Below are 22,286 nucleotides of genomic sequence, written 5' to 3'. Positions count from 1 at the left end.
GTGGCCGCCGAGCCGGTGGCCGTACCCGAGCCGGTCGCGGCCGAGACGCCGGAGGCCGGGGACGCACCCGTCGCCGCTCCGCCGCGTGCGCGCCGCAGGGCGACCCGTAAGGTCACCGCGCCTGCCGGTTCGCCCTCGGGCGCCGACGAGGCCGCGGTTGTCGTGGTCAGCTCGCCGGTGAAGGCCGACGAGCCGGCCGAGGAGCCCGTACAGGCCGCCGCTTCCGAAGCGACGGACACGGGCACCACCGACAGCGCTCCCGACACCACCACCGAAGCCGCGCCGGCCAAGAAGGCGGTCCGCAAGACCGCCAAGAAGGCCACCACGGCGAAGAAGGCCGTAGCCAAGAAGACGACAACGGCCAAGAAGACGGCGGCGAAGAAGACGACCGCCAAGAAGACGACGAAGTCGGCCTCGAAGAAGACCGTCGCCGCCGAAGAGCCGTCACGCGGAGTGTCAGCGCCCACCGAGGACTGACCGTCGCTGTACGACCACATGCCAGGTGCCCCGCCTCCGGACCTCCGGAGGCGGGGCACCTGGTTTGACCCCCCGTACAGCGGCCCCGTAGTCTAAACCTTCGGCGTGTTGTTATGCGCGCCCACTCCTGAGCACCCACCTCCCGGATCTCCACCTCGTGGATCTCCCGGGGGAGGCCGCTCGTCCTTCAGGACCGTCACGGGCCCCGGCCCGTGCGAACGGCTGGCATCAGGAGTTCCGTTCCGAGCGAGAGTGAGATCGCGTGTACGCCATCGTGCGCAGCGGTGGTCGCCAGCACAAGGTTGCTGTCGACGACATCGTTGAGGTTGACAAGATTCCCACCGCCAAGGTTGGCGACACGGTCGAGCTCTCGACCCTGCTCGTGGTCGACGGTGAGACCGTCACCAGCGACCCGTGGGTGCTTGACGGCATCAAGGTCACGGCTGAGGTCGTCGACCACCACAAGGGTGTGAAGATCGACATTCTTCGCTACAAGAACAAGACGGGTTACCGCCGTCGCCAGGGCCACCGCCAGCAGTACACGGCGATCAAGGTCACCGGCATCCCCGCGGCTGCGAAGTAAGGGACTGAGGAGACATGGCACATAAGAAGGGCGCATCGTCCACTCGGAACGGGCGCGATTCCAATGCTCAGCGGCTCGGCGTGAAGCGCTTCGGCGGTCAGGTCGTCAACGCCGGTGAGATCCTGGTCCGTCAGCGCGGCACACACTTCCACCCGGGCTCCGGCGTCGGTCGTGGCAATGACGACACCCTGTTCGCGCTCAACGCCGGTGCTGTCGAGTTCGGCACCGCGCGTGGTCGCAGGGTCGTGAACATCGTTCCGGTCGCCCAGGTCGCCTAACTCGGCCAGGCTTTTCCGGAACGTTTTCTTCGCGAGGGCGGACCTCACTTCCCCGAGGGGAAGCGGGTCCGCCTTTCGCGTGTTGTGGCTAAGACATTTCCGTATGTACTGGAGGCAATCCCCATGACCACCTTCGTGGACCGCGTCGAGCTGCATGTCGCCGCGGGTAACGGAGGCCACGGCTGCGCCTCCGTACACCGTGAGAAGTTCAAGCCGCTCGGCGGACCCGACGGCGGCAACGGCGGCCGTGGCGGCGACGTCATCCTGGTCGTCGACCAGGACGTGACGACGCTGCTCGACTACCACTACTCGTCCCACCGCAAGGCGACCAACGGCAAGCCGGGCGAGGGCGGCAACCGCTCGGGCAAGGACGGCGTGGACCTGATCCTGCCGGTCCCCGACGGCACGGTCGTCCAGGACAGGCAGGGCAACGTCCTCGCCGACCTGGTGGGGAACGGCACCAGGTACGTCGCCGCCGAGGGCGGCCGTGGCGGTCTCGGCAACGCCGCGCTGGCCTCGGCGCGCCGCAAGGCGCCCGGCTTCGCGCTGTTCGGCGTACCCGGTGGCGGCGGTGACATCGTCCTGGAGCTGAAGAGCGTCGCCGATGTGGCGCTCGTCGGCTACCCGAGCGCGGGCAAGTCGTCGCTGATCTCGGTGCTGTCCGCGGCCCGGCCGAAGATCGCCGACTACCCGTTCACCACGCTCATCCCCAACCTCGGTGTCGTCACGGCCGGTTCGACCGTCTACACGGTCGCCGACGTGCCGGGACTGATCCCCGGCGCGAGCCAGGGGCGCGGGCTCGGCCTTGAGTTCCTGCGCCATGTCGAGCGCTGCTCGGTCCTCGTACACGTCCTCGACACGGCGACGCTGGAGTCCGACCGGGACCCGGTCACCGACCTCGATGTCATCGAGGAGGAGCTGACGCTGTACGGCGGTCTGGACGACCGTCCCCGTGTCGTCGTCCTCAACAAGGTCGACATCCCGGAGGGCCAGGACCTCGCCGACATCATCCGTCCCGACCTGGAGAAGCGCGGCTACAAGGTTTTCGAGGTCTCGGCCGTGGCTCATCTCGGCCTCAAAGAGGTCTCGTTCGCGCTCGCCGAGATCGTCGCCAAGGCCCGCGCAGACAAGCCGCAGGAGGAGGCGACCCGCGTCGTCATCCGTCCGAAGGCCGTCGACGACGCCGGTTTCACCGTCACCGTGGACGAGGACGGCATCTACCGCGTACGCGGGGAGAAGCCCGAGCGCTGGGTCCGGCAGACCGACTTCAGCAACGACGAGGCCGTGGGCTACCTCGCCGACCGCCTCAGCCGCCTCGGTGTCGAGGCCAAGCTGATGAAGACCGGTGCCAGGGCGGGCGACGGGGTGGCCATCGGCGCCGAGGACGACGCGGTCGTCTTCGACTGGGAGCCGACGATGATGGCCGGCGCCGAGATGCTCGGCAGGCGCGGCGAGGACCACCGCCTTGAAGCGCCCAGGCCCGCGTCGCAGCGGCGCAGGGACCGCGAAGCGGAGCGCGACGACCCGCAGCGGGAGTACGACGAGTTCGACCCCTTCTAGCAGGTACGGAGGGGCAGAGCGGGGTGGGCCGGAGCAGGTCGGCCGCCCGCTCTTGTCCGCCGTCCGGGCGGTCGCGGATCTCCGTGGCCGCCCGCCCCTTTGTGGCAGCCGGTGAGGGCGCGGGCGCGCTGCGTACGGTCTCATTCGGAGCCCGTGGTGCTCCGAAGTGAATCTTCTGTGGTGTCCTTCACGTGCGACCGCTGACCGCTCCCCCTGGTGACCTAGACTCCGCAGGTGAACCAGGGGTTGCGGGCCGGTGGCGTACGGCCGTGGTCCACCTTGCAAGACGTTATCCGCGGGTGGGACCATCCCTACATCCTCTGAGCCCGCAAGGTAGGTCAGTCCTGTGTCTGCAACTTCCGCGTCCACCGCGAAGCCCCGCACCACCGCCGTCGTCCTGGCGGGTGGTACCGGTCAGCGTGTGGGCCTGTCGATCCCGAAGCAGTTGCTGAAGATCGCGGGTAAGGCGGTGATCGAGCACACCCTCTCGATCTTCCAGCAGGCCGACTCCATCGACGACGTGATCGTGCTGATGGCCCCGGGCTATGTGCCCGACATCGAGAAGATCGTGGCCAAGTCCGGGCTGACCAAGGTCAAGAAGATCATCGAGGGCGGCGCCACCCGTAACGAGACCACCGAGCGCGCCATCTCGGCGCTGGGTGAGGGCCTGGCCGAGGGGCAGGACCGCAACGTCCTGTTCCACGACGCCGTACGCCCGCTGCTCTCGCAGCGCGTCATCAAGGACTGCGTGGACGCGCTGGAGCGCTACGAGGCGGTGGACGTGGCGATCCCGTCCGCCGATACGATCATCGTGACCCGGACGCACGGCGGCGACGGCGAGTTCATCACCGACGTGCCGGACCGGTCCCGGCTGCGGCGCGGCCAGACCCCGCAGGCGTTCAAGCTCTCGACCATCCGCAAGGCGTACGAAGTGGCGGCGGGCGACCCCAACTTCCAGGCCACCGACGACTGTTCCGTCGTGCTGAAGTACCTGCCCGACGTGCCGATCTACGTGGTCGCCGGCGACGAGTACAACATGAAGGTCACCCAGCCGGTCGATGTCTTCCTCGCCGACAAGCTCTTCCAGCTCGCCTCGGCCGCCGCGCCCGAGCAGGCGTCCGACGACGCGTACCGCGAGCTGCTGGCCGACAAGACGCTGGTCGTCTTCGGCGGCTCGTACGGCATCGGCGCCGACATCGCCAAGCTGGCGGAGAGCTTCGGCGCCAAGGTCTACGCGCTGGGCCGCTCCACCACGGGTACGCATGTGGAGAACCCGGAGCACGTCGACGACGCGCTGTCCCGCGCGTACGGCGAGACCGGCCGCATCGACTACGTGATCAACACCGCCGGTGTGCTGCGGATCGGCAAGCTGGCCGAGACCGACAACACCACCATCCAGGAAGCGCTGAACGTCAACTACCTGGCGCCGGTGCAGATCGCCCGCGCCTCGTACAAGTACCTGGTGGAGACCAAGGGGCAGTTGCTGCTCTACACGTCCAGCAGCTACACGCGCGGCCGCGCCGAGTACAGCCTCTACTCCTCCACGAAGGCGGCCATGGTGAACCTCACCCAGGCCCTCTCCGACGAATGGGCCGGCGACGGCATCCGGGTGAACTGCGTGAACCCCGAGCGCACCGCCACGCCCATGCGCACCAAGGCGTTCGGCCAGGAGCCCGCCGGATCGCTGCTCTCCTCGGAGGCGGTCGCCAGGACGTCCCTGGACGTGCTGCTGTCCGAGCTGACCGGCCATGTCATCGACGTACGCCAGCAGGACCCGACGCGCAGCACCTCGGGGGTGTCGGGCTTCGACCAGGTCCTCGCCTCGGTGCTGGACCGGCAGGAAGATGTTTAATAACTGTTGACGATTCCGTCTTCAACGATTCACGTCTCATCTGTTTGCATCTGTTTTCACACGTTTCTCGCAAGGTCATCAGTCCGGCACGGTCTGGAGCAGGTTCTTCGTGATTTCGACAGCCATTCGCGTCGCCCGGGTGGGCAGCGGAGCAGAGCTGGCAGCCGCACTTCTTCTGGGCGTGAGTTTCCCGTGCGTCATGCTTGCCGCGATAATTCCCAATCTCTGGTTCTTCGCGGCTGCCGCAGCCCTGACGTACCTCGCGGACACCTTCCTGCACCAGCGCGGCAGCTATCTGGTGAACCGGCTCGCGAAGGTGCGCGCCGGTCTTTCGATCCGCTTCCTCATCCGGCAGATGCTGCTCGTGCTGCTCATCGCCCGGATGGGGCTCGGTGAGAACCGGCTCTTCTACTCGACCGTCGTGGCCGTGCTCGTCTTCTACGCGCTCCAGGCCCCGCACGGCGCGATCGTCACCCTGCTCCGGCTGCGCCGCAGGCTCCCCGTGGTCACCAGGAACATCGACCTCAGCGCGATCCGCATCCCCGACGCGCCGGCGAACTGGCTGCTGAACCGGTCCGCCGAGAAGATGCTGCACCTCGACATCTTCGCCGTGGCCGGGGTGCTCGCCGCGCTGGAGACCGGCCGGAACTCCCTCGGGTACGCGGGCCTCGCCGTCACCCTCGGGCTGGCCGTGGTGTACGTGGTCGCGCTGATGCCGAGTCTGCGGCCGAGCAGGCTCGTACCCAAGGCCGAGAAGGTCCTCGCGGCCGTCGACCACTGGCTGGCCGACTACAAGCCGACGGTGATGCTGTACTTCTCCGGCTCCAAGGAGTCGGCCTACCAGGTCAACATGTGGCTCGACACGATGGCCCAGGTCGAGGGCAAGCCGCTGATCGTCCTGCGCGAGCGGGCCATAGCGCAGCAGCTCGGCCCGACGGCCGTGCCCGTGCTGTGCATCCCGGGCGGGGTGCACCTGATGAACCTGGACATGTCGACGGTCCGCGTCGCGCTGTACGCGGCGAACGTCGGCAAGAACATCCACATGCTGCGCGTACCGACGATGAAGCACGTCTTCATCGGGCACGGCGACAGTGACAAGATCGCCAGCGTCAACCCGTACAGCAAGGCGTACGACGAGGTGTGGACGGCCGGCCGGGCCGGCCGCGACCGCTACGCGCTCGCCGACGTCGGCGTACGCGACGCCGACATCGTCGAGGTGGGCCGCCCCCAGCTCGCGCCGATCAGGACGGCGGGCGCGACGACCGGTAACCCGATCCCGACCGTGCTGTACGCCCCCACCTGGGAGGGCTGGGACGACAGTCCCGGCAACACCTCGCTGCTGCTGGCCGGCGAGAACATCGTGCGGGGCCTGCTGAACGCCGAGAAGCCGGTCAGGGTCCTCTACAAGCCGCACCCCTTCACGGGGACCCGCAGCGCGAAGGCCAAGGCCGTGCACCAGCGCATCGTCACGCTGGTGGAGAAGGCCGCCACCGCGCGTGGCACGGACGCCCGCTGGGCGAAGGAGGGCGCGGCGCTACGGCAGGAGCAGGCGGCGGCACGCGCCGACCTGACCCGGGTCGAGGCGCGCCTCGCCGAGCTGACGGGCGGGCCCGACACGAGCAGGGACGAGGCCGAGGAGTCGCGCGACTCGCACGCCGACCCGGCGCTCCAGGTCGAGCTGGCGCGGCTTCGGGACGAGTGGAACGCCGCGTACTGGCGCTCGTTCGGCTGGTGGGAGCACCGGGTCATCAGCGGTGCCGAGCCCCGGCTCTACGACTGCTTCAACGAGTCGGACGCCATGGTCTCCGACATCTCCAGCGTGGTCTCCGACTTCATCGCGAGCGGCAAGCCGTACGCGGTCGCCGACTCGGCGGGTCTCGGCGCGGAGGAGTTCAAGCGCCAGAACACCGCGGTGCGCGCCGCCGTGATCCTCTCCAACAGCGCCGGAGAGCTGGACGAGCTGCTCGCCGCGGTCGCCGATCCGTCGGCCGACCGGCTCGCCGAGGAGCGGCTGGAGCTGAAGCGGTACCTGCTGGGTCCTGACGAGCCGTCGTCGATCGAGCAGTTCAGCGAGGCGGTCACCACGCTGGCCGCGAAGTCGCAGGTGCGCAACGTCACCGTGGAGCACCGCCTCTCCGGTCCCGAGGGGGCGGCAGCGCCCGACGACTCCGTACCGGGCGAGGCCCTCACCGAGGAGGACCTGGAGACGGAGACCGGCGCGCGCGCCGAACCGGAGGGCGCGGAACCGGAGAGCAACGACCTGGACTCACCCGTAAGGGGCTGACCTCCGGCACTGGTTCCCGAGGCCCGGCAGACCGCCAGCAGGCGGTCTGCCGGGCCTTTTGCGTGCGGCCGGACCGCCGTCCCGATATGACGATGTGATCGGTGTCACACATACTGACGAACATGCCGGGACAACCAACAATCAGTGCCAATTGTCTTGAGTTTCGATGAACGAAATGACTATTCCTGACGTGAGTGTGATCGTCGGGGCATATGAAGCCATGCCCTATCTGGTCCGCTGCCTGGAATCGGTTGAGGCACAGACATTGGGCGCGCACCGCATCGAGATCATCGCGGTCGACGACGGCTCAACCGACGGCACGGGCGAATACCTGGACGAGTTCGCCGCGCGGACCTCCATCCGGACGAGAGTGGTGCACCAGGTCAATTCCGGCGGGCCGAGCGGCCCGCGCAACGTGGGCCTCGGCCTGGCCGAAGGGCGCTACGTCTTCTTCCTCGACGCCGACGACTACTTCGCCGACGAAGCGCTGGAACGCATGGTGGCCATGGCCGACCGTGCCGGTACGGACGTGGTGCTCGGCAAGGTGGAGGGGGTGAACCGAGGCGCTCCCGGCTCCATGTGGAACCGGACCGCCGAGCGGGTCGACGTCTACAGCTCGCAGGTCATATTCACCCTGAGCGCGCAGAAGCTCTTCCGGCGCGAGCTGCTGGTACGGCTCGGCATGCGGTTCGACGAGAGCCTGAGGACGGGGGAGGACGCGCTCTTCACGCTGGAGGCGTACCTGCGGGGCCGGGGGATCTCCGTCATAGCCGACTACACCTGCTACTACCTGGTCGGCAGGGACGACGGCAAGCACGCGACCAAGACCGGCGGTTACGCGCTGCGCTTCGACTCGGCGCTCGCGCTGATGAAGCTGATCACGGAGCTGGTCCCGCCGGGCGCGAAGCGGGACCGGCTGATGGTCAGACCCTTCACTGTCGGGCTGATCCAGCAGTTCTCGCACGGCATGCTCAAGCAGTCCGAGAAGATCAGACGCCACAAGATGGAGCTGGCGGCGCCGCTGATGGCCCGTTACTGGACCCAGGGTGTCGCGCGGCGCATCAAGGTCTCCGAGCGGCTGCGGCTGCACTGTGTGGCGCTGGGGCGGGAAGACCTGCTGGCCGACGCGCTGGCCTTCGTGAAGTCCGGAGCCAGACCCGAAGTCGTCCACCGGGGGCGCGCCCGTACCCCGTACCTCGCCCTGCCGCACTTCGGCAGCAAATCGGCCGGCATCCCGGACTGGGTGTACGAGGTGACCGTGCCCGACTGGGTGGGCAAGCCGGGTGCGGAACGCATCGAGGCGCCGAAGGCGATCCGGAGACGAAGATCACTTGCCAGAAGAGTGGCGCGGAGACTGCGGACGAGTGTGCGGACGAGCGTACGGAAGTTATCCGCACCTGAGTGACGGGGACCCCAGATCCGCGCCGGCGTCCGTATCAAGGACGCCGGCGCTTTGTACGTCAGCGGAGCCCTGCCGGGCCGGCCGCGGGAAGACTTCGTGAACTTCCGTTGAAATCGTAGGTAAAATCCATTCTGTCGGGCGAAGCCCGGGCAGGACCGATTCTCAAGCTGGGACACAAGATTGTGAAGGCTCTCGTACTGTCCGGTGGGGCAGGCACGCGGCTGCGCCCCATCACGCACACATCGGCCAAACAGCTCGTCCCCGTGGCGAACAAGCCGGTGCTCTTCTACGGCCTGGAAGCCATCGCGGAGGCCGGCGTCACCGATGTCGGTGTGATCGTCGGCGACACCGAGGAGGAGATCCGCGAAGCGGTCGGCGACGGCTCGCAGTTCGGGATAAGGGTCACGTACCTCCGGCAGGACGCGCCCCTGGGTCTCGCCCACGCCGTCCTCGTCGCACAGGAGTTCCTCGGCGACGACGACTTCGTGATGTATCTGGGTGACAACTTCATCGTCGGTGGCATCAGCGATCTGGTCGACGGCTTCCGCACCGAACGGCCCGCCGCCCAGATCCTGCTGACCAAGGTGCCGAACCCGACCTCCTTCGGCGTGGCCGAGCTGGACACCCTCGGCCGGGTGGTGGGTCTTGAGGAGAAGCCGAAGGAGCCCAAGAGCGACCTGGCGCTGGTCGGCGTCTACCTCTTCACCGCCGCGATCCACGAGGCGGTGCGCTCCATCGAGCCGTCCTGGCGCGGCGAGTTGGAGATCACCCACGCCATCCAGTGGCTGATCGACCAGAAGCGGGACGTCCGCTCCACCACGATCTCCGGGTACTGGAAGGACACGGGCAACGTCACCGACATGCTGGAGGTGAACCGCTCGGTGCTGGAGACGATCGAGCCGTGCGTCGAAGGCACCGTCGACGAGTGCACGGAGATCATAGGGCGGGTCAGGATCGAGGAAGGCGCACGGGTCACCGGCAGTCGTATTGTCGGTCCTGCCATTATCGGTGCGGGCACTGTGGTCAGTGACTCCTACATCGGCCCCTCCACCTCGGTCTCCGAAGGCTGCCGGATCGAGGACAGCGAGATCGAGTACTCCATCGTTCTCCGGGGGGCTTCCATCACCGGCGTACGCCGGGTGGAGGCGTCGCTGATCGGCCGTCATGTCGAGGTCACGCCCGCCCCGCGTAACCCGTCCGCCCACCGACTCGTCCTCGGCGACCACAGCAAGGTGCAGATCTCCTCATGACGACAACCAGGATTCTGGTGACCGGCGGCGCCGGCTTCATCGGTTCTCACTACGTGCGTACGGTGCTCGGCCCGCAGGGCCCCGGCGGCGTCGAGATCACCGTCCTCGACAAGCTCACCTACGCGGGCAACCCCGCCAACCTCGACGAGGTCGCGGGCCACCCCGGATACGCGTTCGTCCAGGGCGACATCTGCGACCCCGAGCTGGTCGCCAAGCTGATGGCCGAGCACGACCAGGTGGTGCACTTCGCCGCCGAGTCGCATGTGGACCGCTCCATCGACGGCGGCGCCGAGTTCGTCCGTACGAACGTGGTCGGCACCCACACCCTGATCGACGCGGCGCACCGCGCGGGGATCAAGACCTTCGTCCACATCTCCACCGACGAGGTGTACGGCTCGATCGACGAGGGCGCCTGGCCCGAGACTGACCCGCTGGCCCCCAACTCGCCGTATTCGGCGGCGAAGGCGTCCAGCGACCTGATCGCCCTGTCGTACCACCGCACCCACGGCCTCGACGTGCGGGTGACCCGCTGCTCCAACAACTACGGGCACCACCACTTCCCCGAGAAGGTCATCCCGCTGTTCATCACGAACCTGCTGGACGGCGCGAAGGTGCCGCTGTACGGCGACGGCGGAAACGTGCGCGACTGGCTGCACATCGACGACCACGTGCAGGGCATCGAGCTGGTCCGTACGAAGGGCCGCGCCGGCGAGGTCTACAACATCGGCGGCGGCACCGAGCTCTCCAACAAGGAGCTGACGGGCCTGCTGCTGGAGGCCTGCGGCGCCGACTGGGACACCAGCGTCGAGTACGTCACTGACCGCAAGGGCCACGACCGCCGCTACTCCGTCGACTGCTCCAAGATCAGCACCGAGCTGGGCTACGCGCCCCGCAAGGACTTCACCACCGGGCTCGCCGAGACCGTCGAGTGGTACCGCGAGAACCGCGCGTGGTGGGAGCCGCTGAAGGGTCGTGCGGCCCTGTGAGCACCTGGCTCGTCACCGGAGCCGGCGGCATGCTCGGCCAGGACCTGCTGCCCAGGATCACCGCGGCGGGCGGGACTGCCGTGGGTCTGGAGCGGAGCGCCCTGGACATCACCGACCCGGCCGCCGTCGGGGCCGCTCTCGACGCGCACGCACCCGCTGTGGTCATCAACTGCGCCGCCTGGACGGCCGTTGACGACGCCGAGGCCAAGGAGGCCGAGGCGCTCGCCGTCAACGGCACGGGGCCCCGGGTCCTCGCCGAGGCCTGCGCGGCGTCGGGCGCCGTCCTCATCCAGGTCTCCACGGACTACGTGTTCGACGGCGAGGCGGTCGAACCGTACGCCGAGGACGCCCCCACAGGGCCGCGCAGCGCCTACGGGCGGACCAAGCTGGCCGGGGAGCGTGCCGTGCTCGACACGCTGCCCGAGACCGGTTACGTGGTCCGTACGGCGTGGCTGTACGGCGCGGGCGGCGGCAACTTCGTCCGCACGATGATCAAGCTGGAGGGCGTCAAGGATTCCCTCGATGTGGTGAACGACCAGCACGGCCAGCCCACCTGGACCGGTGACCTCGCCGACCGGCTGGTCCAGCTCGGTTCCGGCGCGCTCGCCGGGACGGCTCCGGCCGGTGTCTACCACGGCACCAGCGGGGGTCAGACGACATGGTTCGCGTTCACCCGGGTGATCTTCGGGCTGCTCGGTGCGGACACCGGCCGGGTCCGTCCGACGACCAGCGGGGCCTTCGTACGCCCGGCCCCGCGCCCCTCGTTCAGCGTGCTGGGGCACGAGCGCTGGGCGGCCGCGGGGATCGAACCGATCCGCGACTGGCACGACGCGTTCGTCGACGTCTTCCCGCTGTTGCTGGAAGCGGAGCGCGGCACGCGAATTACTGGTCGGTAGATGTTTACGTACAGGCCACGAAGCCGCTAAGTTCACTGAGAATCAATCCCTAGTTCTGTTTGATTCTCAGTGAAGGGCCACATACGTGGATCGCCACGGCTTCCTGCGCCACCTCCACCGCTCGTACAAGCCCCGCAACTATCTGGAGATCGGGGTCAACGACGGCCGTAGCCTGGCACTGTCCCGGGTTCCGTCGGTAGCCGTCGACCCCGCCTTCAAGGTGGTCACCGACATCAGTTGCGATGTCCACCTGGTGAAGGCCACGAGCGACGACTTCTTCGCCCGCAAGGACCCCCTGATCCACCTGCGCAACGGGCGCAACCCGTTCCGTGCGCTGGCCCGCCGCGACCCGATCAACCTGTTCGGCGGCGACCCCAAGCTGGAGCTGTCGTTCATCGACGGCCTGCACCTGTTCGAGTTCGCTCTGCGCGACTTCATGAACGTCGAGAAGCTGTCGCGCTGGTCCAGCGTGATCGTGCTCGACGACATGCTGCCGCGTGACGTCGACGAGGCCGCGCGCGACCGGCACACCAAGTTCTGGGCCGGTGACGTCTTCAAGGTCGCCACCGTGCTGCGGCGCTACCGTCCCGACCTGGTCGTGGTCGACGTCGACACGGCGCCGACCGGAGTGGTGGCCATCTTCGGCGCCAACTCCGAGTCCACGGTGCTCAAGGACAACTACGACAAGATCCTCGAAGAGTTCGTCGTACCGGACCCGCAGGTCGTCCCCGAGGAGATCCTGGTCCGTAAGAACGCCGTGCAGCCCGAGGCGCTGATGAGGGCCGACTTCTGGCCCGCTCTCATCCGCGCGCGCAACCTGCGCCGCGGCCGGTCGTCCTTCGCCCCGATCCGCAAGCAGATCCAGGCGATCACCGGCTGACGGACGGGTAGCTCCCGCACATGTACGGCCCCGCACATGTACGGCCCGCACCCATACAGAGGGGGCCTGAGCGACAGCACATCGCTCAGGCCCCCTTCGTGTGTCCTTAAGCGCCGGCGGCCGCCTCGGCGGCGAGACGCGCGTAGTACGCCGTGCAGTCCGCGTACGACGGCAGCAGGCCCCGCGCCTCCGCCTCGGCGAGCGTCGGGGCCGCGGCGTCCTTCTCGGACAGCAGCGGCGTGATGCCCTCGGGCCACTCGATGCCGAGCGCGGGGTCCAGCGGGTTCAGACCGTGTTCACGTTCGGGGGAGTAGCCCACCGAGCAGAGGTAGACCACCGTCGCGTCGTTGGTCAGCGCCATGAAGGCGTGCCCGAGCCCCTCCGCGAGGTAGACGGAGTGGTGGTCGACGTCGTCGAGGCGGACGGCCTCGACGGCGCCGTACGTCGGGGAGCCGGTCCTGATGTCCACGACGACATCGAGCACGGCGCCGCGCACACACTTCACGTACTTGGCCTGCCCCGGCGGTACGTCGGCGAAGTGCACGCCGCGCAGGGTGCCGCGCTCGGAGACGGAGCAGTTGGCCTGGGCGAGGTTCAGCGGGTGGCCGAGGCTCTCGGCGAAGTCCGGGGCCTTGAACCACTCGTGGAAGCTGCCACGGCTGTCCGGGAAGACCTTCGGTTCATGCACCCAGGCGCCTTCGACGGAGAGCTGCCGCATGTGATCACGTCCTTGTTCTTTGCGGGTTGTACAGGCTGTACGGCCGGGTACGGGCCGTGCGCGAGGCCGCCCGGCCGGGGGCGGGCGGGGCTGGTCAGATACGGGGCGCGAGCACCCGGCGCGCCTTCTTGCGCGCCCCGGCGGGCATCCGGCGCACGAGCGGACCGCCGATGGTGCGCAGCATCTGGCGGGCGGCGGCCCTGCGGCGCTCGACCTGCATCACCCGTACGAGCAGCGGGTCGACGGCCGCGAGACCCGTGCGCTCCAGGCGGATACGCCCCGCGTTGTTCACGGTCACGTCGCACAGCGGCAGCTCGGGCCCCTTCTCCCCGTCGAGCCGCACGGCGAGCCGCGCCGTGCCCGCGGCCACTCCGCTCGCCTGCGTGGGGATGTCCAGGTGGGCGCGGCCGTGGTCGGGGCGCAGGGTGGTCGGCATGGTCAGCGTCCGTCCGTCGGACCCCGTCAGCAGCAGGTCGACGGCAGCCGGAACGGTCTTCGCACCGGTGAACAGGTCGAGGCGCAGCTCGGGACGGCCCTTCGGCATCCGGAGCACCGGGCGGTCGGCGAGGTACGTGGCGAGCTTCTTCGCGCGGCCGGCGACATCGAGGGTCAGATTCCCGAACGGGTCGGTGAAGTACGGGATGACCGGGCGGGCCGGCGAGCCGAGCAGTGCGGGCAGGCACGCCGCGTCCACCTGCGGGGACCTGTCGGCGCCGAGCCGTGCCTTGCGTACGAGTCCGAGCCCGCGCAGCGGCACCCAGATGTCCCAGAAGCCCTTGGAAACCCGGCCGCGTCCCTTGACGGCCTCGCTGGTCACCGTGCCGGAGCCGCGCAGCACCACCTCGAAGCTGCCGTCGTCGAGCTTCTCGACCTCGGCCGTGTACTCGCAGGGGCACGACCACTCGACGGCGGTCTCGCGGTTGCGCAGCGCCAACTCGCCCTTGAAGCCGTCCATCTCGTCGGTGACGTCCAGCAGTTCGCCCTCGGGCAGCAGACCCTCGAAGTACTCCGGGTGCAGGAAGTAGCGGTCCTCACGGCGGATCAGCCGCAGCGGCTTCTTGTCGTCGCCGTGGACCAGCCGCCCGGTGATGCCGAGCTTGACGCGGCCGTCCCGCTGCCACTCGAAGCTGTCGAGGTGGGCCGAGGCCTGGACCGACTTGGCGAAGCGCGCGGCCTTCACGAGGCCCTCGCGGTCGTCGTTGCGCAGCAGCGTCGAGCGCAGCCGGGTGAAAGCGCCGAGCCCGTCGTGCACGCCGTCGGTCATGAAGTCGTCGGCGAGGCCGCGGACCGCCTCGCACATGTCGGCGAGGTGCTCGGCGTCGTAGCCGATGACGGCCGGCTCGCTGAGCCTGCCCAGCATCTCCACGCGGTAGAAGCGCCGCAGGATGCGGTCCCTGAACGGACCGGGATCGGTGTTCTCGATGACGACGTCGAGCACCTCGCGGAGATTTCCGTAATAGCCGGACGGTACGAGCTTCGCGGAGCCCGAGTTCTGCCCGTCGTCCCGGCGCGAGTAGTAGTAGCAGGTGTAGTTCCCCAGAATCGAGACGACCTTGGCGGGGAAATACGACTGCATCATGTAGAGCTGGTCCTCAAGGCGCCGCTTGCCCTCGGGGAATGCGATCTTGTTCTCGCGGAGGAATTCGGTGCGGAACATCTTGTGCGGGGTGAGGCTGTCGTACAGCGGGGCCGTGGTGAGATCGCACTTCTCGCGGTTCACCTTGAAGACGCCGTGCGGGACGCCGCGGAAGTTGCTGGCCACCTTGCCGATGACGATGTCCGAGGCGTTGCGGTGGCCCATCTCGTACAGTCTCCGCAGCGCGTCGGAGGCCAGATAGTCGTCCTGGTCGACGAACTGGACGTACTCCCCGCGGGCCTCGGCCACCGCGATGTTCCTCGGCTTGCCGGGCCAGCCCGAATTCGGGATGTGGATCACCCGGAAGTGCGGGTGCTCCTCGGCCAGCTTGTCCAGGCGCGCGGGGGTGTCGTCGGTCGAGCCGTCGTCGACGAAAAGCACCTCGAAATTCTCGGAGGGCATGGTCTGCGCCAGGAGCGCATCGACACAGGGATCGATGTACTTGCCAGGGTTGTACACCGGAATGACGACGCTCACGTTTACTGGCATTACTGAAGTGCCCATCTCGTGTGTGGTTTCCCAAAGGTTTGACAAGTGGCGGAGCGCCGCTGTGACGCTGCGCTGAGACGTCACAGCGGTCAGCCTAGCCGTCTCGGGCAGTGAAGAGTTTTCTGGCCGTTGTCACATCTGACAGACAGTGGACACCGGCATTCGGTTGTCCTTGTTGCCGAAACTTGATGTGAAACACAGCCGTCCCGGCGAGTACCTCATCGTACGTGCACGGAGCGTGGGTTTCAGGTTAACGGTCTGTTACGGGCGGGTGGGTCGGACCCGCGTCCTGGACGCGTCCCGTCCCGCGTCTTGGCCAGTGAGAGGGACGGCGCCGGACGGCGCCGCTCGCGTACGCTGCACAGCCGTCAGGCGCCCCGGCGGAGCCCTCCGGGAGCTGCCCGGCCGGGAGAGCGCGGCGGGGGCGGCGAGCGAGCAGCGAGAGCAGAGGCAGAGCACGTGGCAGCGGCACGGGAGCAGAAGGCAGCGGAGCGGAAGACGGCAGGGCCGAAGGCCGCGGAGCGGAAGACAGCGCCGCAGGAACCGGGGACCCGGGAGGACGTCGTCGCCGGGGCCCGCAGGATCGTCGTCAAGGTCGGCTCGTCCTCCCTCACCACGGCGACGGGCGGCCTCGACGCCGACCGGGTCGACGCCCTCGTCGATGTGCTCGCCACCGTCCGCGGCGGCGGCGAGAAGGAGATCGTCCTCGTCTCCAGCGGTGCCATCGCCGCCGGACTCGCCCCGCTCGGCCTCACCCGCCGGCCCAGGGACCTGGCCCGGCAGCAGGCGGCGGCGAGCGTCGGACAGGGGCTGCTGGTCGCCCGCTACACCGCTTCCTTCGCGCGCTACGGCGTACGCGTCGGGCAGGTGCTGCTCACCTCCGTCGACACCAGCCGCCGCGCCCACTACCGCAACGCGTACCGCACGCTCGACCAGTTGATCTCCATGGGCGCCGTGCCCGTCGTCAACGAGAACGACACCGTCGCCACCGACGAGATCCGCTTCGGCGACAACGACCGGCTCGCCGCCCTCGTCGCCCACCTCGTCCGCGCCGACCTGCTCCTGCTGCTCTCCGACGTCGACGGGCTCTACGACGGAGACCCGAGCCGGCCGGGCACCACCAGGATCGCCGAGGTGCGCGGCCCCGCCGACCTCGCCGGGGTCTCCATCGGCAGCACCGGCAAGGCGGGCCTGGGAACCGGCGGCATGGTCACCAAGGTCGAGGCGGCCAGGATCGCGGCGGCCGCCGGCATCCCGGTCGTGCTGACCTCGGCCGGACGGATCTCCGACGGCCTCGCCGGACGCGACACCGGTACGTACTTCCACCGCACCGGGCGCCGGTCCGCCGACCGGCTGCTCTGGCTCGCGCACGCCTCGACCCCGCAGGGCTCGCTCACCCTCGACGAGGGCGCCGTACGGGCCGTCGTCGAGCGGCGGACCTCGCTGCTGCCGGCCGGGATCGCCGCCGTCGAGGGGGAGTTCAGCGCGGGCGACCCGGTCGAGCTGCGGGACACGGCCGGCCGGGCCGTGGCGCGGGGGCTCGTCAATTTTGACGCGAAGGAGATCCCCCAGCTCCTCGGCCGCTCCACCCACGACCTGGCGCGCGAACTGGGCCCCGCCTACGAACGCGAGGTCGTACACAGGGACGATTTGGTCATCCTGCGCCCCTGACCGCGCCCCTGAATCGGCTGAAACTCCTGGCTTCTGGCAGGGACCTTTACCAAAACGCCCCCACGTACCGGCCCGGGCTGGTCAACTTTGTCCCGGGGGCAATGCGGGGGAAGCACGACGACGCAACAACAGGAGGCCGCTGGTGAGACGAGCGCGCCCGGGGGCGGCGCCCCGAGGGACAAGCGGCGCTGCCCGCGCCCGGAGGGCGGCGGGGGAGGAACGGACCCTGACGAGTGTCGAGGCGGGGGACGACTTCAAGGACCCCGGCACCACCGGCACCACTCAGGCACCTCCCGCCACGGAAGGCACCGGCAGCACCGAAGCCACCGGCAGCATCGACGCCACCGACAGCATCGACCGCACCGACACGACCGAGGGGACGGCCGGCCCCGGCGAGCGGCGACCGCCGCGGGAGGAACAGGACACCGAAGCGCGCACCCAGGGGCGTCCGATGTCGAAGCTCTGGCACATCACGCTCAGCGTCTCGGGCGGCGAGGCACCCCTGACGGAGGTCAGACGCGGCCTCGAACAGCTCGCCCACGACCATCCGTTCCTGCTGACCAGCCGCTACGCCAACGACCACGCGGAGATCCGCTACTGGGAAGAGGCCAGGGATCTGCACGACGCGGCGGCCGTCGCGCTGCGCCTCTGGGGCGAACACCGCTCCAGCGCCAAGCTCCCCCCGTGGGAGATCGTCGGCCTCGAAGTCATCGACCGCGAGACCTATCACCAGCGCATCGCGGAGGGCTACGGCCCGCCCCCGGCAGCGCCCGTGGGGGTCCATCCGTTCTGACAATCGCGGCGTCCTGATATCCCCGAGCCGGTATCTCGCAGTACGGAACGGATGCGGAATGCCCGCAGGAGGCGCACTACCCTGCGGGCATGACCTCGCTCTCGCCGTACGACAATCTCTCCCCGGTCACCAGGGCCGCGTACCGCTCCAAATCGGCTTCGGCCGACATCGCGCCGCTGCCGCGCGCGGCCAAGGACGACGCCCTGCTGGCGATCGCCGACGCCCTGGAAGTACGGACGCACGAGATCGTCACGGCCAACGCCGAGGACGTCGAGCGCGCCCGGCAGGCGGGCACCGGTGACACGGTCATCGACCGGCTGACCCTCAACCCCGAGCGGGTGCGGGCCATGGCCGCCGACGTACGGGACGTCGCCGCGCTGCCCGACCCGGTCGGCGAGGTCGTACGCGGCTCCACGCTCCCCAACGGCATCGACCTGCGCCAGGTCCGGGTGCCGCTCGGCGTCGTCGGGATCATCTACGAGGCCCGCCCCAACGTCACCGTGGACGCCACGGCGCTCTGCCTGAAGTCCGGCAACGCGGTGCTGCTGCGCGGCTCGTCATCGGCGATCGCCTCCAACACCGCGCTCGTACGGGTGCTTCGCGACGCGGTCGGCGGCGCCGGGCTGCCCGCCGACGCCGTGCAACTCGTCCCGGGCGAGGGCCGCGAGGCCGTACGCGAGCTGATGCGCGCCCGGGGCCTGGTCGACGTACTGATCCCGCGCGGCGGGGCCTCGCTGATCCGTACGGTCGTGGAGGGGTCCACGGTCCCCGTCATCGAGACCGGCACCGGCAACTGCCACGTCTACATCGACGCCGAGACCGACCTCGACATGGCTGTCGACATCCTCATCAACTCCAAGGCGCAGCGCCCCAGCGTCTGCAACTCCGCCGAGACGCTCCTCGTGCACCAGGACATCGCCGCCGAGTTCCTGCCGCGCGCGCTGAACGCTCTCGCCGAGGCCGGGGTCACCGTGCACGCCGACGAGCGGGTGACCGCGTACGCGGGCGGGACCAAGGCGACGATCGTGCCGGCCACCGCCGACGACTGGGAGACGGAGTACCTCTCGTACGACATCGCCGCCGCCGTGGTCGACTCGCTGGATTCGGCCGTCGCGCACATCCGGCTCTGGTCGTCGGGCCACACGGAGGCGATCGTCACCACCTCGCAGGCCGCCGCCCGCCGGTTCACCCAACTGGTCGATTCGACGACGGTCGCCGTGAACGCTTCGACGCGGTTCACGGACGGCGGGCAGTTCGGCTTCGGCGCCGAGATCGGGATCTCCACGCAGAAGCTGCACGCGCGGGGCCCGATGGGGCTGCCGGAGCTGACCTCGACCAAGTACATCGTGACCGGAGACGGTCATACGAGGTGAGGGGACCCGTACGGACGGGTGACGCATCCCGCAGGGAGACTTCGCGCTCGCCCTGCCCAAAGCACCCTCCCCGGCTTATCCTGGAAAGGTGCCGGACGACGTGGGGGGCAGGCCGTTTCCGGACGGCTGGGAGCCCGACGACGACCGCGGAGGCGCGAGCGAGGACTTCGCCGCCGTGGTCTTCGACGAGGCCTTCGTACAGGCCGCCACCATCCACGAACCCACCGCCGTCGAGCGGCTGCTGGCAGCGGCGCAGGCACGCGCCGAGGCCGAGGCGTCCCGGGCCCGCTCCGGCGGGGGAGCCGCGGACGAGGACCTCTTCGAGGAGCTGTACGGCCCGGGCAGCGGCGCCGAGTACGCCCACGAGTACGGCGACTACGACTCCGACGACCCGGATGTGCTCTCGGGACCGTACGGCCCGCACGGCGGCGCTCTGCGCCCGTACCGGGGCCGGGCCCGCTGGCACCGTCCGGTCGCCTGGCTCCTCGCCCTGCTGATGGGCATCGGCATGGTCGCCCTCGCGTTCTCGGCGGTCTACCGGGGCGCAGCCGGCAGCCGCCAGGACCAGGTGCCCCAGCCCGCCACGACCGGGATAGACGTACCGCGCACCGACCGGCCCTCGGCGTCCGCCGAGTATTCGGCCCCGGCTGTCAGTGCCGTGCCTCACACCCCTTGAGACTCCTGAGTCCCGCGGGCCCCATCGTGCGTGGCCCTCCGGTACGTCCACGCATCCGTTGACCGGCCCTTCCGTGCGCCCGCGCGGCGGCATCGGACCGGCATCGGACCGGCATCGCACCCCGCGTCACACGAACGGCTCTGTCCGCTCTCGCCATAACTTGACCTGGAGCAGGGCGTTTACGACTGCCCTTCCCGACCTACTCTGAAGGTATGGCAGGGCGCGGGGACCCACCCAAGGGGACATCCGAGGGGCTCCCAGGTGGTGGCGACGACGAGTACCGATCCGTCGTGTTCGACGAATCGTTCATCCGCGCTGCCCGCCTCCAGGAGTTCTCCGCGCAGGAGCGGATGGGGGACCGCGCCCACGCCGTCAGGAGCCTGCCGCCGAGGGCCGTGCCGAGGAGCGTGCGGAACGGCCCGAGGCAGCTTCTGACCCTGGTCGTGCTGGTCGTCCTCGCCTTCGGTACGGCGATCTACCTGGGCGTACGCCACCCGTACCGCCCCGTGGGCAGCGGGCGCACGACCGAGCAGCTCCGGATGACGGTCATCCCGCTGGCCCCCCGTGGCAAGGTGCCCGGTGGCGCGCCGGCCGATCTCCTCACGCACAGTCAGGCGGCGGGATTCCGTACCGGCGCCGCCGGCATCTCGCTGCCGGACCCCATACGGCGGACGGCGAACTTCACGGAGAGCCAGGTCGTCGCCGCGCTGGTCACCGTGAAGAACTACCTCGTGGCGTCCTCACTGGACCCGGACGTGCTGGCGGGACGGACCGTGCGGCCCGTACGGGCGCTGATCGATCCGGACCAGACCGGGCAGTTCGACCAGAGCGTCACGCCCGGGACGATCGACTCGCGGCACACACCGCTCGGCTGGCTGGTCCGCTTCGACCCGGCGCAGGTGCAGCCGGCCGGCCCGGGCGTACGGGTACGGGGCACCCTGACCGTCAAGGACCGGGGCCCCGGCGCCCTGGAGGTCATGGCCGACCACACCTACGTCTACGCGCTGCGGCCCGCCGGGTCCGACGCGCTGCCCGTGAAGGACGCTTCGCTGTTCACCGTCCGGCGGGAGCTGCACTTCCGCTTCGACTCGTCGGACCTCGGGAAGACGCAGTTGGTCACCAGCGACGTCAGGGCGGGACCGGAGTCCTGCTCGGACGAGGTGCCGACGACGCTGCGGCCCCTGCTGGCGGGCCGGCGGGCGACGGCCGGAGGGCCGGCCGTCACCGATCCGTACCTCTCGGGGGCGGGGGCGGCGGCGCTCTGCGGCGTACTGGCCCCGGCGGCAGAGCCGAGCCCGGTCGGCTGAGCCGGGCCGGGCTCGGCCCGCCGCCTTGGGATCAGCCGGCGTCGTCGTCGGGACGGGCGCCGTTGCCGCCCTTCGCCGTACCGCTGTTGTTGCCCGTACTGCCCGTACTGCCCGCTCCGCCCGTGAACTTGTCGCGGAGCTTGCCTCCCAGGTCCCCCGCGCCACCGGTGATGTCACCGACGAGCTTCATCAGCGGGTCCTTGCTGGAGCGCACCGTGTCCGAGTAGTGCGCGTACGACTCGCGGAACGAGTCGCCGACCGAGGCGTCCTTGTCCTCGTCGCGGCGCGGGTAGTGGCCGTCCATGATCCGCTGGTACTCGCGGCTGGCCGCCCACTTCTTCAGCTCGGCCGCGCGCACGGTGGTGAACGGGTGCGAACGCGGCAGCACGTTCAGGATCTTGAGCACGGAGTCGCGCAGGTCGCCGCCGGACTCGTACTCCTCGGCCTGTTCGAGGAACGCGTCCACGTTCATCTCGTGCAGGTGGTTGCCGCCCGCGATCTTCATCAGGCCGCGCATCGACGCCTGGAGGTCCTGTCCGACCAGCAGCCCGGCGCGGTCCGCCGACAGTTCGGACTTGCGGAACCACTCGCGGAGCGCGGTCACGATCGCCATGATCGCGACATTGCCCAGCGGGATCCACGCCACCTTGAGCGCCAGATTCGTGAGGAAGAGCAGGATCGTGCGGTAGACGGAGTGCCCCGAGAGCGCGTGCCCGGCCTCATGGCCGACGACCGCGCGCATCTCCTCCTCGTCGAGCAGCTCGACGAGACCGGTGGTGACCACGATGATCGGCTCGTCCAGGCCGATGCACATCGCGTTGGGCTTCGGGTCCTGGGCGACGTACATCACCGGGATCTTCGGCAGGTCGAGGATGTAACACGCGTCACGCAGCATCGTGTGCAGATGGGCGAACTGCGCCTCGCTGACCCGCACCGAGTCGGACAGGAACAGCAGGCGCAGGCTGCGCTCGGGCAGCAGGCCGCTCAGTGCCTTGAAGACCGTGTCGAAACCGGTGAGCTTGCGCAGGGCGACCAACGCGGAACGGTCCGCCGGATGTTCGTACGCGCGTGACGAAATGCCGGGGAAGCGCCTGCGCTTCCGCATGGGCACATTCGCGTGACTGTCTTCGCTCATCGATATCCCCTGTTCGTACGAGTCCATGGCTCGTCCCCCT

18 protein-coding genes and 1 pseudogene are annotated in these 22,286 nt (G+C 69.3%); 16 read left to right on the top strand and 3 right to left on the bottom strand.

The features are described 5' to 3' along the window. From QR77_RS11295 to QR77_RS11245, 11 genes and pseudogenes are all read left to right on the top strand, one after another. Positions 1-477 (top strand): annotated as a pseudogene (locus tag QR77_RS11295) (ribonuclease E/G); the annotation flags it as partial. Between the two features lie 262 nt (positions 478-739). After that, positions 740-1,060 (top strand): 50S ribosomal protein L21, encoded by a 321-nt coding sequence (gene rplU, locus QR77_RS11290; protein WP_040021398.1) that lies wholly within the window; start codon positions 740-742, stop codon positions 1,058-1,060. 14 nt (positions 1,061-1,074) lie between these two features. Next, positions 1,075-1,338, top strand: coding sequence for a 50S ribosomal protein L27 (gene rpmA, locus QR77_RS11285; protein WP_040021397.1), 264 nt, complete (start codon positions 1,075-1,077; stop codon positions 1,336-1,338). Positions 1,339-1,461: 123 nt separating this feature from the next. Then, a complete protein-coding gene (gene obgE, locus QR77_RS11280; RefSeq protein ID WP_040021396.1) occupies positions 1,462-2,898 on the top strand; it encodes a GTPase ObgE in 1,437 nt (478 codons plus the stop codon). Between the two features lie 346 nt (positions 2,899-3,244). Beyond that, a complete protein-coding gene (locus QR77_RS11275; protein WP_040021395.1) occupies positions 3,245-4,750 on the top strand; it encodes a bifunctional cytidylyltransferase/SDR family oxidoreductase in 1,506 nt (501 codons plus the stop codon). Between the two features lie 199 nt (positions 4,751-4,949). Then, the gene (locus QR77_RS11270; protein WP_052488676.1) at positions 4,950-7,034 is read left to right on the top strand and encodes a hypothetical protein; all 2,085 of its coding nucleotides are present in this window, start codon (positions 4,950-4,952) and stop codon (positions 7,032-7,034) included. A 166-nt stretch (positions 7,035-7,200) separates the two neighbouring features. After that, complete coding sequence (locus tag QR77_RS11265; protein ID WP_040021394.1) at positions 7,201-8,439, top strand: glycosyltransferase family 2 protein; 1,239 nt, start codon at positions 7,201-7,203, stop codon at positions 8,437-8,439. Positions 8,440-8,618: 179 nt separating this feature from the next. Further along, positions 8,619-9,686 (top strand): glucose-1-phosphate thymidylyltransferase, encoded by a 1,068-nt coding sequence (locus tag QR77_RS11260; RefSeq protein WP_040021393.1) that lies wholly within the window; start codon positions 8,619-8,621, stop codon positions 9,684-9,686. After that, the gene (gene rfbB, locus QR77_RS11255) at positions 9,683-10,672 is read left to right on the top strand and encodes a dTDP-glucose 4,6-dehydratase (protein ID WP_040021391.1); all 990 of its coding nucleotides are present in this window, start codon (positions 9,683-9,685) and stop codon (positions 10,670-10,672) included. Before QR77_RS11260 ends, rfbB begins: the two co-directional genes overlap by 4 nt. Further along, on the top strand, positions 10,669-11,568 hold the full coding sequence (gene rfbD / locus QR77_RS11250) for a dTDP-4-dehydrorhamnose reductase (protein ID WP_040021390.1): 900 nt from the start codon (positions 10,669-10,671) through the stop codon (positions 11,566-11,568). The genes rfbB and rfbD overlap by 4 nt, the downstream gene beginning before the upstream one ends. A gap of 85 nt (positions 11,569-11,653) precedes the next feature. Next, positions 11,654-12,448, top strand: coding sequence for a methyltransferase type 11 (locus tag QR77_RS11245; RefSeq protein WP_040021388.1), 795 nt, complete (start codon positions 11,654-11,656; stop codon positions 12,446-12,448). Between the two features lie 106 nt (positions 12,449-12,554). On the opposite strand, the gene rfbC is transcribed toward QR77_RS11245, so the two are convergent. Next, positions 12,555-13,166, bottom strand: coding sequence for a dTDP-4-dehydrorhamnose 3,5-epimerase (gene rfbC, locus QR77_RS11240; RefSeq protein WP_040021387.1), 612 nt, complete (start codon positions 13,164-13,166; stop codon positions 12,555-12,557). Positions 13,167-13,260: 94 nt separating this feature from the next. After that, entirely contained in the window at positions 13,261-15,291 is a 2,031-nt protein-coding gene (locus tag QR77_RS11235) for a glycosyltransferase family 2 protein (RefSeq protein WP_040021386.1), read from the bottom strand. 582 nt (positions 15,292-15,873) lie between these two features. Here QR77_RS11235 and proB point away from each other — a divergent pair. The 5 genes from proB to QR77_RS11210 all read left to right on the top strand — a co-directional run bounded on the left by proB (position 15,874) and on the right by QR77_RS11210 (position 21,111). Further along, positions 15,874-16,962, top strand: coding sequence for a glutamate 5-kinase (proB, locus tag QR77_RS11230; RefSeq protein WP_040027711.1), 1,089 nt, complete (start codon positions 15,874-15,876; stop codon positions 16,960-16,962). A 226-nt stretch (positions 16,963-17,188) separates the two neighbouring features. Beyond that, a complete protein-coding gene (locus QR77_RS11225; protein ID WP_063798167.1) occupies positions 17,189-17,755 on the top strand; it encodes a hypothetical protein in 567 nt (188 codons plus the stop codon). 89 nt (positions 17,756-17,844) lie between these two features. Further along, complete coding sequence (locus QR77_RS11220; protein ID WP_040021382.1) at positions 17,845-19,128, top strand: glutamate-5-semialdehyde dehydrogenase; 1,284 nt, start codon at positions 17,845-17,847, stop codon at positions 19,126-19,128. 88 nt (positions 19,129-19,216) lie between these two features. Beyond that, positions 19,217-19,804, top strand: a complete 588-nt coding sequence (locus QR77_RS11215; protein ID WP_040021380.1) for a hypothetical protein — start codon at positions 19,217-19,219, stop codon at positions 19,802-19,804. A gap of 212 nt (positions 19,805-20,016) precedes the next feature. Continuing rightward, positions 20,017-21,111, top strand: a complete 1,095-nt coding sequence (locus tag QR77_RS11210; protein WP_040021378.1) for a hypothetical protein — start codon at positions 20,017-20,019, stop codon at positions 21,109-21,111. A 31-nt stretch (positions 21,112-21,142) separates the two neighbouring features. Here the strand turns inward: QR77_RS11210 and QR77_RS11205 are convergent, their stop codons facing one another. Continuing rightward, a complete protein-coding gene (locus QR77_RS11205; protein ID WP_040027710.1) occupies positions 21,143-22,246 on the bottom strand; it encodes a M48 family metallopeptidase in 1,104 nt (367 codons plus the stop codon). Positions 22,247-22,286 lie beyond the last annotated feature (40 nt).

It is taken from the genome of Streptomyces sp. 150FB (assembly GCF_000818195.1).
Lineage (GTDB): Bacteria > Actinomycetota > Actinomycetes > Streptomycetales > Streptomycetaceae > Streptomyces.
This window is presented reverse-complemented; position numbering and strand designations above follow the sequence as displayed.

Bases quoted from the DNA above. Each gene is read 5' to 3' on its own strand.
- rpmA (WP_040021397.1), top strand. From the start codon at position 1,075: ATGGCACATAAGAAGGGCGCATCGTCCACTCGGAACGGGCGCGATTCC.
- obgE (WP_040021396.1), top strand. From the start codon at position 1,462: ATGACCACCTTCGTGGACCGCGTCGAGCTGCATGTCGCCGCGGGTAAC.
- QR77_RS11270 (WP_052488676.1), top strand. From the start codon at position 4,950: ATGCTTGCCGCGATAATTCCCAATCTCTGGTTCTTCGCGGCTGCCGCA.
- QR77_RS11265 (WP_040021394.1), top strand. From the start codon at position 7,201: ATGAACGAAATGACTATTCCTGACGTGAGTGTGATCGTCGGGGCATAT.
- rfbB (WP_040021391.1), top strand. From the start codon at position 9,683: ATGACGACAACCAGGATTCTGGTGACCGGCGGCGCCGGCTTCATCGGT.
- rfbC (WP_040021387.1), bottom strand. From the start codon at position 13,166: ATGCGGCAGCTCTCCGTCGAAGGCGCCTGGGTGCATGAACCGAAGGTC.
- QR77_RS11235 (WP_040021386.1), bottom strand. From the start codon at position 15,291: ATGCCAGTAAACGTGAGCGTCGTCATTCCGGTGTACAACCCTGGCAAG.
- QR77_RS11220 (WP_040021382.1), top strand. From the start codon at position 17,845: ATGACCTCGCTCTCGCCGTACGACAATCTCTCCCCGGTCACCAGGGCC.
- QR77_RS11210 (WP_040021378.1), top strand. From the start codon at position 20,017: ATGGCAGGGCGCGGGGACCCACCCAAGGGGACATCCGAGGGGCTCCCA.
- QR77_RS11205 (WP_040027710.1), bottom strand. From the start codon at position 22,246: ATGAGCGAAGACAGTCACGCGAATGTGCCCATGCGGAAGCGCAGGCGC.